General features: G+C 63.2%; 12 protein-coding genes. 7 read left to right on the forward strand and 5 right to left on the reverse strand.

Annotation, left to right across the window (positions count from 1 at the left end; all coding sequences use genetic code 11):
- Positions 1-75: 75 nt before the first annotated feature.
- Together JWP26_RS05775 and JWP26_RS05780 are read left to right on the forward strand one after the other, a co-directional pair.
- Positions 76-1,284, forward strand: coding sequence for an HlyD family secretion protein (locus JWP26_RS05775; protein ID WP_299724611.1), 1,209 nt, complete (start codon positions 76-78; stop codon positions 1,282-1,284).
- 23 nt (positions 1,285-1,307) lie between these two features.
- The gene (locus JWP26_RS05780) at positions 1,308-2,888 is read left to right on the forward strand and encodes a DHA2 family efflux MFS transporter permease subunit (RefSeq protein WP_299724613.1); all 1,581 of its coding nucleotides are present in this window, start codon (positions 1,308-1,310) and stop codon (positions 2,886-2,888) included.
- Between the two features lie 182 nt (positions 2,889-3,070).
- Here JWP26_RS05780 and JWP26_RS05785 read toward each other — a convergent pair whose 3' ends face one another.
- From JWP26_RS05785 to JWP26_RS05800, 4 genes are read right to left on the reverse strand one after another with little or no spacing between them, the layout of a single operon-like run.
- Entirely contained in the window at positions 3,071-5,773 is a 2,703-nt protein-coding gene (locus JWP26_RS05785; protein WP_299724615.1) for a sensor histidine kinase, read from the reverse strand.
- Positions 5,773-6,006 carry a hypothetical protein gene (locus tag JWP26_RS05790; RefSeq protein ID WP_299724617.1) on the reverse strand — a complete coding sequence of 78 codons (234 nt, stop codon included), beginning with the start codon at positions 6,004-6,006 and terminating at the stop codon, positions 5,773-5,775. Before JWP26_RS05790 ends, JWP26_RS05785 begins: the two co-directional genes overlap by 1 nt.
- Positions 5,990-6,373 (reverse strand): response regulator, encoded by a 384-nt coding sequence (locus JWP26_RS05795; RefSeq protein WP_299724619.1) that lies wholly within the window; start codon positions 6,371-6,373, stop codon positions 5,990-5,992. The genes JWP26_RS05790 and JWP26_RS05795 overlap by 17 nt, the downstream gene beginning before the upstream one ends.
- Before the next feature lie 56 nt (positions 6,374-6,429).
- The gene (locus JWP26_RS05800) at positions 6,430-8,058 is read right to left on the reverse strand and encodes a short-chain fatty acyl-CoA regulator family protein (protein ID WP_299724621.1); all 1,629 of its coding nucleotides are present in this window, start codon (positions 8,056-8,058) and stop codon (positions 6,430-6,432) included.
- A 188-nt stretch (positions 8,059-8,246) separates the two neighbouring features.
- Between JWP26_RS05800 and JWP26_RS05805 the strand changes: the two genes are divergently transcribed.
- From JWP26_RS05805 to JWP26_RS05825, 5 genes are all read left to right on the forward strand, one after another.
- Positions 8,247-9,587 (forward strand): substrate-binding protein, encoded by a 1,341-nt coding sequence (locus JWP26_RS05805; protein ID WP_299724623.1) that lies wholly within the window; start codon positions 8,247-8,249, stop codon positions 9,585-9,587.
- 62 nt (positions 9,588-9,649) lie between these two features.
- Entirely contained in the window at positions 9,650-10,678 is a 1,029-nt protein-coding gene (locus JWP26_RS05810; RefSeq protein WP_299724625.1) for a branched-chain amino acid ABC transporter permease, read from the forward strand.
- Between the two features lies 1 nt (position 10,679).
- Positions 10,680-11,828 carry a branched-chain amino acid ABC transporter permease gene (locus JWP26_RS05815; protein WP_299724627.1) on the forward strand — a complete coding sequence of 383 codons (1,149 nt, stop codon included), beginning with the start codon at positions 10,680-10,682 and terminating at the stop codon, positions 11,826-11,828.
- 10 nt (positions 11,829-11,838) lie between these two features.
- Complete coding sequence (locus tag JWP26_RS05820) at positions 11,839-12,606, forward strand: ABC transporter ATP-binding protein (protein WP_299724629.1); 768 nt, start codon at positions 11,839-11,841, stop codon at positions 12,604-12,606.
- 11 nt (positions 12,607-12,617) lie between these two features.
- Positions 12,618-13,373 (forward strand): ABC transporter ATP-binding protein, encoded by a 756-nt coding sequence (locus tag JWP26_RS05825; protein ID WP_299724700.1) that lies wholly within the window; start codon positions 12,618-12,620, stop codon positions 13,371-13,373.
- A gap of 84 nt (positions 13,374-13,457) precedes the next feature.
- On the opposite strand, the gene JWP26_RS05830 is transcribed toward JWP26_RS05825, so the two are convergent.
- Positions 13,458-15,374 carry a beta-L-arabinofuranosidase domain-containing protein gene (locus JWP26_RS05830; protein ID WP_299724631.1) on the reverse strand — a complete coding sequence of 639 codons (1,917 nt, stop codon included), beginning with the start codon at positions 15,372-15,374 and terminating at the stop codon, positions 13,458-13,460.
- Positions 15,375-15,392: the final 18 nt, after the last annotated feature.

The raw sequence follows: 15,392 nt of genomic DNA on the forward strand, positions 1-15,392 counted from the left end.
ATGGAATATGGACAGGTCTATGTCAATCGAACCGAACAGTTCGGTTTAACGAATTCAAGCTCTGTGGTGCCCGCTATGGCCAACGATAACGACAAAGTCCGCCGCTTGCCTGCCGCCCGCCGGGCCCAGACCGCAGCAGCCCCCGCGCCAGTTGAGGCGCTGGAGGCAACGCCCGAAGCTCCCCACGTGGTGGATGCTCCCGAGCCTGCTCCCGCTGCCCCCACCAAGCCCAAAGGCGGCAGCCGCCGCCGGATCGTCGTCTCGATCATCGCGCTCCTGGCCCTGGCCGGCGCCGGTTGGTACGGCAACAATTATTACACGACCGGCCGCTTCATGGTGTCCACCGACGACGCCTATATCGTTGGCGATATCACCACCATTTCCCCTAAGGTCACCGGTTATGTGACCCAGGTCAATGTGGTTGCCAACCAGTCCGTCAAGGCCGGCGATACGCTGGTAACGCTGGACGATGGCGACTATCGCATCGCCCGTGACCAGGCCCAGGCTACCATCGACACCCAACACCTGACCCTCGCCCGCATCGACGCCCAGATCACCGGCGCTGGCGCTGCCGTCACCCAGGCCGAGGCGCAGAAGACCGCGCTCCAGGCCGCCCAGCGCAACGCCCAGCTTGCCTTCGATCGCTCAACCGAACTGACCGCCCGCGCCGTCGTCTCGCAGGCCGATCTCGACAAGGCAACCGCCGCGCTCGACCAGGCCAATGCCAATATCGCTGCCGGCGACGCGCAAATCGCCGCCGCACAGTCTAATATCGGCGTGCTGCAGGCGCAGCGCGCGGAAGCCGCCGGCGCAATCAAGTCGCAGGAACTGGCACTGCAAAAGGCCGAGCGCGACATGAGCTTCACCGTGCTCCGCGCCCCCTATGACGGCATCGTGGGCAACATGGCCGTGCAGACCGGCGACCTGGTCAGCCCCGGCGCGCGCCTCGCCGCGGTCGTCCCGGTCAACGCGCTCTACGTCGAAGCCAATTTCAAGGAAACCCAGCTCGCCAGCCTGGTTCCCGGCGAAAAGGTGACCATCACCGTCGATGCCCTCGGCGCTGACCCGATCCACGGTACCGTCGAGTCCCTGGCCCCTGCCTCCGGCTCGGTGTTCTCCCTGCTGCCGGCAGAAAACGCCACCGGCAACTTCACCAAGGTCGTGCAACGCGTTCCCGTGCGCATCGCCCTGCCCGCCGATGCGCTGGCGACCGGCAAACTGCGCGCTGGCCTCAGCGTCACCATCGAGGCCGATACCCGCACCATCCCGGCGTCGGCGAACTGACGCCGGCATGAGGGAGCGGTCCGATGGCAAACGCAATTGTCGACGTCGCGGCGGTCAGCGCCGATAAGGATGCCATGCCCGCCCGCCGCATCTTCGCCTTCGTGGCGATGGTGTTCGGCATGTTCATGGCCATCCTCGATATCCAGGTGGTCTCGGCCTCGCTCGCCGAAATCCAGGCCGGCCTCAGCGCCGGCTCGGACGAAATCGGCTGGGTACAGACCTCCTACCTGATCGCTGAAGTCATCATGATCCCGCTGTCCGGCACACTGGGGCGCATCATGTCGACCCGCGTGCTGTTCACCATTTCGGCCGCCGGCTTCACCATCGCCAGCGCGCTCTGCGCCACCGCCACCAATATCGACCAGATGATCGTCTATCGCGCGCTGCAGGGCTTTATCGGCGGCGGCATGATCCCATCGGTGTTCGCCGCTGCCTTCACGATTTTTCCGCCGTCCCGGCGCGCCATCGTTTCCCCCATCATCGGCCTCGTCGCCACGCTGGCGCCCACCATCGGGCCGACCGTCGGCGGCTATCTCACCAGTGCCCTCTCCTGGCACTGGCTGTTCCTCATCAACGTCATCCCCGGCATTCTCGTCGCCACGGCCGCCTGGCTGCTGATCGACTTCGACAAGCCCGAAAAGGGCCTGATGGCCAAGTTCGACTGGTGGGGCCTGCTCGCCATGGGGACGTTCCTCGGCGGCATGGAATATGTGCTGGAGGAAGGCGCCGCGCATGACTGGCTGAACGACCAGACCATCCTGATGGTCTTCATCTCCATGGTTGTCGGCGGCGTCGTGTTCTTCTGGCGCGCCTTCAAGGTCGAATTCCCCATCGTCGACCTCCGCGCCTTCAGCAACGTCAACTTCGCCTTCGGCTCGGTGTTTTCGTTCGTCCTCGGCATCGGCCTCTATGGCCTGACCTATCTCTACCCGCTCTATCTCGGGCGCATCCGCGGCTATGACTCCATGATGATCGGGGAAACCCTGTTCATCTCCGGCCTCTGCATGTTCCTAACCGCACCATTTGCTGGGTTCCTCTCCAGCAAGATGGATCTGCGCGTCATGATGATGATCGGCTTCCTCGGCTTTGCCGCCGGGACCTATTCGATGAGCCAGCTCACCGCCGACTGGAGCTTCAACGAACTCCTGATCCCGCAGATTTTCCGCGGCGTGTCGATGATGCTGTGCATGGTGCCGATCAACAACCTGGCCTTGGGCACGCTGGCACCGGAGCGGCTCAAGGGCGGCTCGGGCCTGTTCAACCTCACCCGCAATCTCGGCGGCGCGGTTGGCCTGGCACTGATCAACACGATCCTCGTCAACCGCACTGCCACCCATTACGAGGTGCTGGCCGAGCATGTCACCTGGTCCAATCCGGCAGCCGTCGCACAGATGGACCAAATGGTGCGCAACAACACTGCCAACGGGCTCAACGGCCTGGAGGCCGCGACCCGCCAACTCTCCAACATTGTGCGCCAACAGGCCACGATCCTGTCGATGATCGACGTGCTGCTGATCCTGACCGTGGCCTTCGCCGGCCTCGCCGTCTTCGCCTTGCTGATGAAGAAACCCGGCAAGGCGGCAGGCGGTGGCGGCGGTCACTAGATCAGCCCAGCACCGCCGACGGGGAGCCCCAATCTGCTCCCCTCTCCCTTGAGGGGAGGGTTAGGGTGGGGGGATTTTTCCCCACCAGTGGAGCCCGGCCAAGCCGAGCCGCCACTCCCGCCACGAGTTCCCCCCACCCCGACCCTCCCCTCAAGGGGGAGGGGGAAGAAAGAGGCGCCCCCTCAAATGACCGGCAACCGCACCCTGAAACACGCGCCCGGCAATGCGCTGGGCGCCAGTTCCAGCGTACCGTTCATGCGGGTAATGATCTGGCGGCTGATGGTCAGTCCCAGCCCCGCCCCGCTCTGATCGGTCCCACTATGTCGTCCCCGCGAAAACTTGCGGAAGATCAGCTTGCGCTCGCCCTTGGCGATGCCGCCGCCATTATCGGCGATATCGACCACATAATGCCCTGAGCGCACCTGCGAGGTAACCCGCATCACCGGCTGCTCGGCATCATTGTATTTCACCGCGTTGGAAATCAGGTTGATGAACACCTGACACAGCCGGTCCGGGTCGCCATCCACCATGGCGGCGCGCGTCCTCGGCCCAAGCTCCACGCCCATCCCCCGTTGCCGCAGCAGCGCATCACAGACGCTCAACGCCCGCTCCAGCGCCGCCTCGGCATCGGTTGGCCGGTTCTCCCACGCCCGCTCCCCCCGCTCCAGCGCACTCAGGTCAAGGATTTCGTCCAGCAGCTTGGTCAGCCGCAAACTCTCCTGGTGAATGGTGGACAGGAACCGCTGCCGCTGGCTATCGTCCAACTCGCCCGGCTCCAGCAATATCTCCGAGAACGAGCGGATCGACGTCATCGGCGTGCGCACCTCGTGGCTCACCTGGCTCAGGAAATCGTCCTTCTGCCCATCGAGTTCACGCAATTGCGCATTGGCATCTTCAAGCTTCTGCGCCGTCGAGCGCAACTCGGCCGAGGTCAGCTCCAATTGCTGGGAGTACTGGATCACCTGCTGGGTTTCGTCCGCCATCTGCATGACCTCTTCCAGCGACACGTCGCTGCCCGACACCACCTTGGACAGCATCACATGCGCCGAAGCCGCGCCGATCGAGCCGGCGAGTTCACGCTCCAGCCGCCCGATGAACTCCGGCGACGGATCAAGCTGCGCCGGCTCCACCCCGCTATCGCGCGCCGCCGTCTCAAACAACGCAACCGCGCGCCGTTCCCCCAACACCCGCTCGGCGACAAAATACAGATCGTTGGCCGTGGCCGAGCCCCGAATGAAATTGCCCTGCGGCACTGCACCCCGGCGGAAAATATCGACGAACACGGTGGCCTGGATGCGCTCTAACGCCGATTGGGTGGTGAACAGCGACACCACCACCAGCATGAAGACGTTGAGGAACAGGCTCCAGAACACCGAATGCACCAGCGGATCGAGTCCATCGAGCCCAAACAGATGCTCCGGTCGCAAGAAGCCGATGCCCCATGGCCCCTCAACCATCAGCCGCGCCACCACCGGGCTGACCGTCTCGAAGCTGGGCAGGAACATGGTCCAGGCCCAGACCACGAAACCGACAAACACCCCCGTCGCGGCGCCCTTGAGCGAGGCCTCGCGCCAATACAGCCCCGCCAGGATCGCCGGCAGCAATTGCGCCACGCCCGCAAACGAGATCAGGCCGATGGGCGCCAGCGCATCGCTATCGCCGGTCAGCGAAAAGTACAAAAACCCCAGCGTCAGGATCAGCGCGATGGAAATGCGCCGACTGATCAGCAGCAGCCGCGTCACCCCGCGGCCATCCCCCTGCCCGATGCCGCTCGAACTGCGCAGCACGATCGGCATGATGATGTGGTTGGACACCATAATCGACAGCGCAATCGAGGCGACGATGATCATCGAGGTGGCCGACGAAAACCCACCGATAAACGCCAGCAGCGCCAGCCCCGACTGCCCCGCCGCCAGTGGCAGCGTCAGCACGAACATATCGGGATTGGCGCCAACCGGCATATTGGTCAGCCCATAGAGCGCGATGGGCATAGTGAAAACGCTCATCAGCAGCAGATAGGCCGGAAAGGCCCACCCGGCGGTGCGCAAATGGTTCTCGTTGGAGTTCTCGACCACGGTGATCTGGAACTGGCGCGGCAGACAGATGATGGCGGCACCCGACAGTATGGTCATCGCCAGAAACCGCGAGCCGAACGTGTCGTCGGAATAGATTTCGATGCCTGCAGCAGCCGCTCGGCTGTAGATCGCATCAAACCCGCCACCCAGCCCGAAGGTCACGAACACCCCGACCGCCAGCAGCGCCGTCAACTTGACCACGGCTTCAAAGGCAATAGCCGCAACGACGCCATGATGCTGCTCCTTCGCGTCGACATTGCGGGTGCCGAACAGGATGGTGAACAGCGCCATCCCCGCCGCGATGCCAAAAGCCAGCGCGCCGTCATCAACCCCGGCCAAACTCCCCCGTGCCCCTTCGGACGAGGCAGCGACGGCTTGAATAGAGGACGTAATCGCCTTGAGCTGCAGCGCGATATACGGCGTAATGCCGATCACCGCGATTAGCGTGATCAACACCGCCAGCCGATTGGATTTGCCGTAGCGCGAGGACAGCAGATCGGCGATCGAGGTAATCGCCTGCGTCCGCCCGATCCGCACCAGTTTGCGCAGTACGAACCACCAGCCCACGAAGACGATGGTCGGCCCCAGATAAATCGTCAGGAATTCCAGCCCGCTCCGCGCCGCATTGCCCACCGCGCCGTAAAAGGTCCAGCTCGTGCAATAAACCGAAATCGACAGCGTATAGACCGCCGGCGAATGCAGGAACGAGGTCTTGCTCTGTCGTGCCCGCCGGTCGCCAAAATAGGCCAGCACGAACAGCAGGCCGACATAGCCCACCGCCGAAATGATGACGAAATCGGCCGACAGCATCAACCGCCCCCGTCGCCGGAATCGGGTGGCACATGCTTGGGCAGATAGTGCGTCAACAGTGCCGTGCCGGCGATCAGCAGCGCCCACACCACGAACAGGTAGATGACGATCTGCGGTATGCCGAAATGGCTGATGCGCTGATTGAACACAAACACCAGCGGTGGCACGAACAGCAGCGCGCCGAACACCGCCAGCACCAGCATCCCGCTTTCGAGCTTACGGCGATCCGGCATTTTCGCCCAGCAATTGCCGCACCGCGCCAACCACGTCGGCATTGGCGTAAGGCTTGGTGACGAAGGCATCAGCCCCCAGTTCGGTGGCAATCCGCCGGTCCTGCTGCTGGCCCTTGGCCGTCAAAATCAACACCGGCATGCCCTGCAGCGCCGCATCGGCCCGTACCAACTTGAGCACGTCGAAGCCGCTGCGCTTGGGCAGCATGACATCAAGCAGCAGCATGCGCGGCCGCAGACGACGCACGCCCTCCAGCGCCGCATCGCCATCGGTGACCGCGCTGACGCTCCAGCCAGCCCGCCGAAGAATGAACTCGAGCGATTCCAAAATGCTCGGCTCATCTTCGGCGATCAACACGTCGATTGCCAAAATCCCCCCTTTGCATCCGCGGTCTCCCCTCCGCGAATGACGCTACTAAAGCGCAATCAGTCCAGATCGCCAAGCGCAAACCCCGCCGGCACCAATGGCGAGCGGATTTCCGCCGCCGCGCCGCCCGGCGCCATCACCTCTTCCTGCCGGCTGGGACACTCGCGCCGCGTACACAACCGGCAGCTCGGGCCGACCGGCACATCGGCCGATTGATCCTGCAAGTCGAGCCCCGCGCTGTAGATGGTCCGGTCGGCATGCAGCACATTGCAGGCCAGCATGATCGAGGTGGGCACCACCGTTTCGCGGAACGCCGCCGTCCGCCGCTGCACCGTCTGCGCCAGGAACAGATAGCGCGATCCATCGGCAAACCGGACGATCTGACACACCATCGTATCGGGCGTGCGAAACGCGCCATAGATCGCCCAAAGCGGGCACGCATGTCCGCTATTGGGCAGCAGCAGGCCCGGCAGCGGGAAATGCTTGGTCAACCGCCCCGCCGGATCGGAGCGCAGGAACCCGAACGGAATGCCCTGCTCGCCCGGCCGCCGCAGCGTCACCAGCCGATGGGCAATCTGCTCGAAGCTGGCATGATAGATCTGGCGCAACCGGTCGATATCGTAGCGCACCGCCTCGGCGTCGCTCAGAAAGCGCGAATAGGGAAACACCATCGCCCCGGCCAGATAAGTGCCCAACGCCCGCGCCGCCAACCGTCGCGCCACCGGGCTCGACAGCGCCGCCGATTGCAATCCCTCCGCCAGCACATCCCCCGCCGCCAGCTCCCCATAAAGCCGCGCCAGTTGGAACTGCCGCGTCGCCAATGTCGCCGCCCCCTGGAACCACAGCACCCTCGACTCGGTGTCAAACCGATATTGCCCCGGAAAATCGGAGCCGACATTTGCCGCCGCACCGCCGAACACGACCGAGACGCCGAAACGGGTCCCCAGCAGCGCCGTCAGCGTGACGACGTTAAAAGGCCCCGCCGCCTCGATCTCATCCCGCAAAACCGCCGCCGCATCCTCCAGCGTCGGGAAATAGTTCTCCCGCTCAATGATCAGGTCATCGATCTCCCGCGCCGGGGAAACGCCGCGTCTGGTTTGGCTCGCCGTATCGAACTGCCCGATCAGATTCCGCGCCACATCGCTCAGCGCCAACGTCTCGCGCCCGATCGCCGCCAGGAACCGCTGGCGCTCCGCATCATCCAGATCAGGCACATCCTGCAAGATTTCAGCACTGGACCGCACCGCCGTGATGCTCGACAAAATCTGGTGCAGCATCTGCGACAGCAACGGATCGCTGCGCAGCCGATCGGCATATGCATCGGCGCTGGTCACCGCCGCCCCGTAGGCCCGATGCAGGCGCGACAGCGCTGCCGCGCTCGCCGGATATTGCGCCACGAGGTCGCGCCGCTCGTCGGGTTGGAACGGAAGTGCCTGCACCGTCGGATCAGCGAACGCCTCTTCCAGGTCCTGCAACAATTTTTGTTCAAGAAGTCCAGCAAGCTGGTTGATATCGATGTCCAGATGCTGCGCCACGCGCTGCAATAGCGAGCCGCCGATGTCACGTTTGTTGTTCTCGATCAGGTTGAGATAGCTCGGCGAAATGCCGACCAGCCGAGCCAAGGCGGCCTGCGAAAGCTTCAGCGCCTTGCGCCGATTACTGATGCGAAAGCCGATGGGCGCGCGCATGGAAAGTCCTCCAAACCGGCGATTTGTCAATCAATTGACTATTGTTCATCGGTTTCCGATCAAGAATTTACAGAATATCGCTGCGATTACAACAGCCTATTGCCAGGCTTTGCACGCAAGGCAAATACTCTGCACGCGGAGACCTGCTGGCTATGCATCAGCCGTCCCGCGCCAAAAGGAGGAAATCGATGGCACTTTTGACTCGGCGCAGGCTGCTCCAGACCGGCATGGCCGGCATTATCGGCACGGGCATCGCGCCCATGATGTTCACCAAGGGCGCCTGGGCCCAGGAATTCTGCAACAATCCCACCGGCGACACCGTCACCTTCGGCTTCAACATGCCCCTGACCGGCGCTTACGCCGATGAAGGCGCCGACCAACAGCGCGCCTTGACCCTCGCCGTCGAGCATCTCAATGGCGAAGGCGATGGCGGATTGCTGCCGACATTCTCGTCTAAGTCTTTGACCGGCAAGGGTGTTCTGGGCAAGAAAGTCGCCTATGTCACCGGCGACGACCAGACCAAGGCCGATGCCGGCCGCGACTCGGCCCGCCGCATGATCGAGCGCGATGGCGCCATCATGATCTGCGGTGCTTCGTCTTCCGCCGTCGCTATCGCCGAACAGGCGCTCTGCCAGGAAATGGGCGTCATCTACATGGCGGGCCTCACCCACTCCAATGACACCACCGGCAAGGACAAGAAAAAGTACGGCTTCCGCCACTTCTTCAACGCCTACCAGTCCGGCATTGCGCTCGGCCCGGTGCTGGGCGAAGCCTATGGCAAGGACCGCGTCGCCTACCACCTGACCTCCGACTACACATGGGGCTGGACCCAGGAAGAGTCGATGAAAAACGCCACCGAGGCGCTCGGCTGGAAGACCATCACCCCTGTCCGCACGCCAGTGGGTGCCGGCGATTTCAGCCAGTATCTGACCCCGGTTCTTAACTCCGGCGCCGACGTGCTGATCCTCAACCATTACGGCTTTGATGGCGTCAATTCGCTGACCCAGGCCGTGCAGTTCGGCATGAAGGACAAGACCGTCAACGGCAAGAAGTTCGAGATCGTCTTGCCGCTGGTCTCGGACCTGATGGCCAAGGGCGCAGGGGAAGCCATGAAGGGCGTCTATGGCACCTCGAACTGGGACTGGCAGCTCAAGGACGCGGCCAGCGCGGCGTTCACCAAGTCATTCGGCGCCAAATATGGCCAACCGCCGAGCCAGATCGCCCATACTTCCTACGTCCAGGCGCTGCTCTATGCCGATGCCTGCGAGCGCGCCGGCACCTTCTATCCGCCCGAGGTCATCAAGGCCTTGGAAGGGTTCGAGTTCGACGGCATGGGCAATGGCCCCACGCTGTACCGCGATACCGATCACCAGTGCTTCAAGGATGTACTGGTGGTGCAGGGCAAGCGGGCCCCAACCAACCAGTATGACCTGCTCGACGTGGTCGCCACGGCCTCCAAGGAAAGCGTCACCTACGATCCGGCGATCTTCGGCGGCGAACTGGGTCCCGATACCGCGGCTATGTGCTGATCTAACGGGGTCCGGCCACGTGCCGGGCCCTGCCCTTCTCCCGCGCGAACACCGGTAGGTTCATGGACGCGATCCTCGCACAGCTTCTCAACGGCCTCGACAAGGGCGGGGCCTATGCCCTGATCGCCCTCGGCCTGACCCTGGTGTTCGGCACGCTGGGCGTCGTCAACTTCGCCCATGGCGCGCTGTTCATGCTCGGCGCCTTCTGTGCGGTGGCCTTCCGCCAACTCATTACGATGGAGACGGTGACGATCGATCCCTCCCAGCTTTCGCCCTGGGGCGCGCCGCTGGAGATCAAGACGCCACTGGCGCAGACCTGGTTCGGTGAGTTCGGCGCCGTGATGATCGAGTACTCAGTGCCCTTGTCCATCGTTCTGGCCATTCCGGTCATGCTGATCATCGGCATCGCCATGGAACGCGGCATCATCAAGCATTTCTACAAGCGTTCGCATGCCGAGCAGATCCTGGTTACGTTCGGGCTGGCCATCGTGGCGCAGGAGGTCATCAAGGCCATCTTCGGCCCAAACCCGATTTCCCAGCCGATGCCCACCTCGCTGCGCGGCGCCGCCGATGTCGGCCTGTGGCTGGGCATGGGCCCCAATGTGCTCACCTATCCCTGGTGGCGGCTGCTCTACTTCGTGTTTTCCGCCGCCATCATCGCCGCCGTCTTCGCTTTCCTCCGCTTCACCACATTTGGTATGGTGGTGCGGGCCGGCATGGCCGACCGCGAAACTGTGGGCCTGCTCGGCATCAATATCGGCCGGCGATTCACCATCATGTTCGGCCTCGCCGCGGTGGTCGCAGGGCTGGCGGGCGTCATGTACACGCCACTGGTGCCGCCCAACTATCATCTGGGCATGGATTTCCTGGTGCTGAGCTTTGTCGTCGTCGTGGTCGGCGGCATGGGTTCGCTGCCGGGCGCCGTGGCCGCAGGATTCCTGCTCGGGATTCTCCAAAGCTTTGCCTCGATGGCGCAGGTCAAGGCCATGCTGCCGGGGATCGACCAGATCATCATTTACCTGACGGCAGTGATTATCCTGCTGGTGCGTCCGCGTGGCCTGATTGGCCGGCGCGGCATGATGGAGAGCTGAGATGAACGCCCTCCTGACCTCCCGCCGCGACGCCATCACGCTGGCGATCTTCGCCCTCGTCGTGCTCACCATGCCGGTCTGGCTGCAGCCGTTCGGCGCCGCCTATCCCGGCCTGATGCAGAAATTCGCGATCTACGCCATTTTCGCCATCGGCTTCAACATCCTGTTCGGCCTCACCGGCTATCTCAGCTTTGGCCACGCGGCGTTTCTCGGTGTCGGCTCCTACACCGCCGTCTGGTCGTTCAAATTGCTGACTATGGATGCCCTGCCCGCCATCGCCTTTGCCATCATCCTGTCGGGCCTACTGGCCGTAGTCATCGGCTATCTGAGCCTCCGACGTTCGGGCATCTACTTCTCCATCCTGACGCTCGCCTTCGCCCAGATGTGCTACAATCTGGCCTATTCGGTACTGACGCCGATCACCAATGGCGAGACCTCGCTGCAGCTCAACCTGCAAGACCCCCGCATCATCGACTCTGCGCTCGCGCCACGGCCCGCCGGCTTGCCCAGTGCCAGCCTGTTCGGCCACACCTTCAGCGGCTTGCAAGGCTTCTACTTTTGCGCCGTGATGCTGCTGATCGCCTTCTTCATCGCCCAGAAAATCTTCGCCTCGCCCTTCGGCATGATGCTGCGCGGTATCAAGTCCAACCAGACGCGGATGAACTACACCGGCTTCAACACCCGCCCCTATGCGCTGACGGCCTTCGTCATTTCGGGCATGTATGCGGGCCTCGCCGGCGCGCTGCTGGCCGTTACCGACCCGCTGGCCGGAGCCGAGCGCATGCAGTGGACCGCTTCGGGCGAGGTCGTGCTGATGACCATTCTGGGCGGTGTCGGAACACTGACCGGGCCGGTGCTGGGCGCCTGGATCATCAAATATTTCGAGAACATCTTCTCGGCTTTCAACGAGCAGATCGTCAGCCGGTTCTTCGATTTCCTGCCCGCCGGGATGCATGATGTGGTCGTGGCCGTCGCCAGCAAGTTCGTCGGCGAGGGCTGGAACCTAACGCTCGGCCTGGTCTTCGTATTGATCGTCGTGTTCTTGCCTGGAGGCATTATGGAGGGCGTCCGCCGGATCACTCATATGTTCGACAAGTCCCGCCGCGCGCCGCCGACACCGGCCAGGCTTTCCACCCAACCCGCCGAATAGGACGACAATCATGGCTATTCCCAATGTCGTCCTGCATGTTGCCGATGTCCACAAACGCTTCGGCGGACTGCACGCTCTCGCTGATATCGATCTGCAAATCGAAGAGGGTCAGACCCATGCCATTATCGGCCCCAATGGCGCGGGCAAATCGACGTTGCTGAATGTGTGCATCGGCAAACTGGCGCCGACCAGCGGCACGGTGGTGTTCGATGGTCAGGTGCTGACCGGCAAGAAGCCCTATGAAATCAACCAGCTCGGCATTGCCCGGGTCTTCCAGACCCCGGAGATTTTCGCCGATCTTAGCGTGTTGCAGAATGTCATGATCCCCGCCTTGGCCAAGCGCGATGGCGCCTTCAAGCTCAACCTGCTGCGTTCGCTGGAGAGCCAACGCGACATTCGCACCGAGGCGGAGGAGATGCTGGAGGATGTGGGCATGCTCAATCGCCGCGATATGCTCGCCGGCAGCCTCAGCCGCGGTGACAAGCGGCGGATGGAGCTGGCGATGTGCCTGATCCAGCGCCCGCGGCTGCTGTTGCTCGACGAGCCCACCGCCGGCATGAGCCGCCACGACACCAATACCACCATCGAACTGCTCAAGAAAATCAAGAGTCGCGGCATGACCAAGGTGATCATCGAACACGACATGCATGTTGTGTTCTCGCTGGCCGACAAGATTTCCGTGCTGGCGCAGGGCCGTATCATCGCCGATGGCACGCCCGACGAGGTGCGCGGTAATCCTAAGGTGCAGGAAGCCTATCTCGGAGGGCCGCAGCAGTGAGCGCGATCGCCATGGAAACGCAAATCCTCGGAAACAGCCAAGCCGCCAGCGTCGAGACCATCCGCCCGTTCTTCTCGGTGCGCGATGTGCATGCCTATTATGGCGAAAGCTACATCGTGCAAGGCGTCTCGCTGGATATCCGCCAGGGCGAAATCCTGGCTCTGCTCGGCCGCAACGGCGCGGGCAAAACCTCGACCCTGCGCGCCATCGCCCGCACCGATGATCCGCAATTGCGCCAGGGCGAAATCTGGCTCGATGGCGTGCCCATCCACCAGATGAAGTCGTTCCAGGCCGCCCGCGCCGGTATCCAGCTAGTGCCCGAAGACCGCCGCATCATTGCCGGGCTGACTGTCGAGGAAAACCTGGCCTTAGCCCGCGTCGCGCCCGGCCACGGCTGGGAGCTGGAGCAGATTTACCAGAGCTTTCCGCGCCTTGCGGAGCGCCGCAAGCAGGAAGGCGTGACCCTCTCCGGCGGCGAACAACAGATGCTGGCCATCGCCCGTGCCCTCGCCCGCGACCTCAAGCTACTGCTGCTCGATGAACCGTATGAGGGGCTCGCCCCGGTCATCGTGCAGGAGATCGAGCGCATCCTGCATTCGATCAAGGCGCTGGGCATTACCACCATCATCGTCGAGCAAAACGCCATCGCGGCGCTCAAGCTGGCCGACCGCGCCGTGATCCTCGATACGGGCGAAGTCGCTTTCGCGGGCACCGCCAAAGAGGTGCTCGACAACACCGAACTGCGCCACGAATACCTGGCGATCTGAAATCCAACCCTGGGGCTTCCGCCCCAAGGCAATTGTGCCGTCTCTCTCCCCAGGACGCCCCAGGGTCGGATATTTTCTCAGGCGCTAGCTCGTCGCCCGCAGCCAGACCAGCATTTCGCCCGGCTCACGGTTGTCCCACAGGTGATAGGGCACCATGCGCGCAGTATCGGGCTTGGCGACCGGCTCCATATCGCCGTAAAGCGCATCGCCCCAGCCCTCGGCCACTTCGCGCAGCACCGGCAGATCGATGGCGATGGCGCCGTTGAAGTTGGGAATGGTCGCGGTCTGCGACTGGCCCAAGCCATCGCCGAGCAGGATCGAATTCAGGCCAACCGGATTGTCGGTGCCTTCGAGGCAATAGACGAGCGGCCCGCGCATCACCGCGACCCGGCCGGCATCTTGGCGCACTTTCGGATTGGCCCTCAAAGCGCGCGGCACCAGTGGCAGATCGAGCCGGACACTGTCCCCTGCCCGCCATTCACGGTCGATCCGAGCATAACCGTCCGCCGTAATGCCCTCGACATCCAACGCCTGCCCATTGACCGCGATAGTCGCGCCCTTGGCCCAGGCCGGAATGCGCAGCGACAGGGCAAACCGCGCCGGCTTGTCGACCGCGACCGACAGTCCAATGGCCCCGTCCCACGGATACTGCGTCTGCTGCGTCAGCGTCACCGAGCCAACCGCCAGATCGACCCGGGCCGTGCTCTCGCCATAGAGATGCACGGCGATTTCATCATCGGCGACGCCGTACATGTACGAGCCGATCGAGGCCACCAGCCGCGCGATGTTGGGCGGGCAGCATGGGCAACGGTGCCAGTTCCAGCGGTGATGCTTGCCGGCGCTTTCCAGCGGATTTTCGTAGAAGAAGGTCTTGCCGTCGCGTGACAGGCCCGCAATGGCGCCGTTGTAGAGCGCCTGTTCCATGGTGTCGGCATACAGCCGGTTCGGCCCGCGCCCCAGCATGCGATTGGCCCAGAACACCAGGCCGACCGAGGCGCAGGTTTCGGCATACGCGCTCTCATTGGGCAGGTCGTAATAGTCGGTGAAACCCTCGTTGGCGGCGGCTGGCCCGATGCCGCCGGTCAGGTACATCTGCTTTTGCGTCAGGTCGGCCCACAGCGCCTCCAGCGCATGCGTCAGGCTATCGTCGTGATACTCGGTGGCGATGTCCGCCATGCCCGAATAGATGTACATCGCCCGCACCGCGTGGCCGACCACCTTGGTCTGGTCGCGCAGCGGCATATGGGACTGGTTATATTCCAACGTATTGGCCTGCACGCCTTTGGGATCACGGCCATGGGCGATGGCCTCCTCGATGAAGAAATTGGGCGCCTGGCCGCGCTCGTCGACGAAAAACTTGGCCAGCTCCATATAGCTGGCATTGCCGGTCTCGCGCGCCAGCCGCACCAGCGCCAGTTCGACCTCCTCGTGTCCGCAATAACCGCGTACCTGGCCGGGTCCGCGCCCGAAGCGCTTGACCATGTAGTCGGCCATGCGGCTCATCACATCGAGGAATTTGCGCTTGCCGGTGGCCTGGTGAAAGGCGACAGCCGCCTCGATCATATGGCCGGCGCAATAGAGCTCGTGGAAATCGCGCATATTGGTCCATTTCCACTCCGGCTTGATGCGCTGGAAGAAGGAATTGAGATAACCGTCGGGGTCCTGCAGCTTTTCATAGAGATCGATGATCGCGTCTGCCCGCGCTTCTAGTTCCGGATTGGCTTTGCGATAGAGCGAATAGGCGATGGTCTCGATGGATTTGGCCAGATCACTGTCCCAGAACATCTGCGTCGTGCCGAGCCAGCCCACGATGGGAATGACCAGGCCCGGATTGGGCGCGTCGACATCGACCTGTTCGAGCATGCGTGCCTCGATGCAGCGGTCGAGCAGGATGGCGGCAGTCTCGTCGCAGACGGCCTCCTGCCAATCGCCCCAGAAACCCGCGACATCGACGCTGGGTACGGGCAGAGGACGGAATTGACGCGTGGTGGGCTGATCCATTTTGAGGTTCCGGTGGTT

Origin of the sequence: Devosia sp. (genome assembly GCF_028290435.1) — a bacterium.
Classification (GTDB): Bacteria; Pseudomonadota; Alphaproteobacteria; order Rhizobiales; family Devosiaceae; genus Devosia.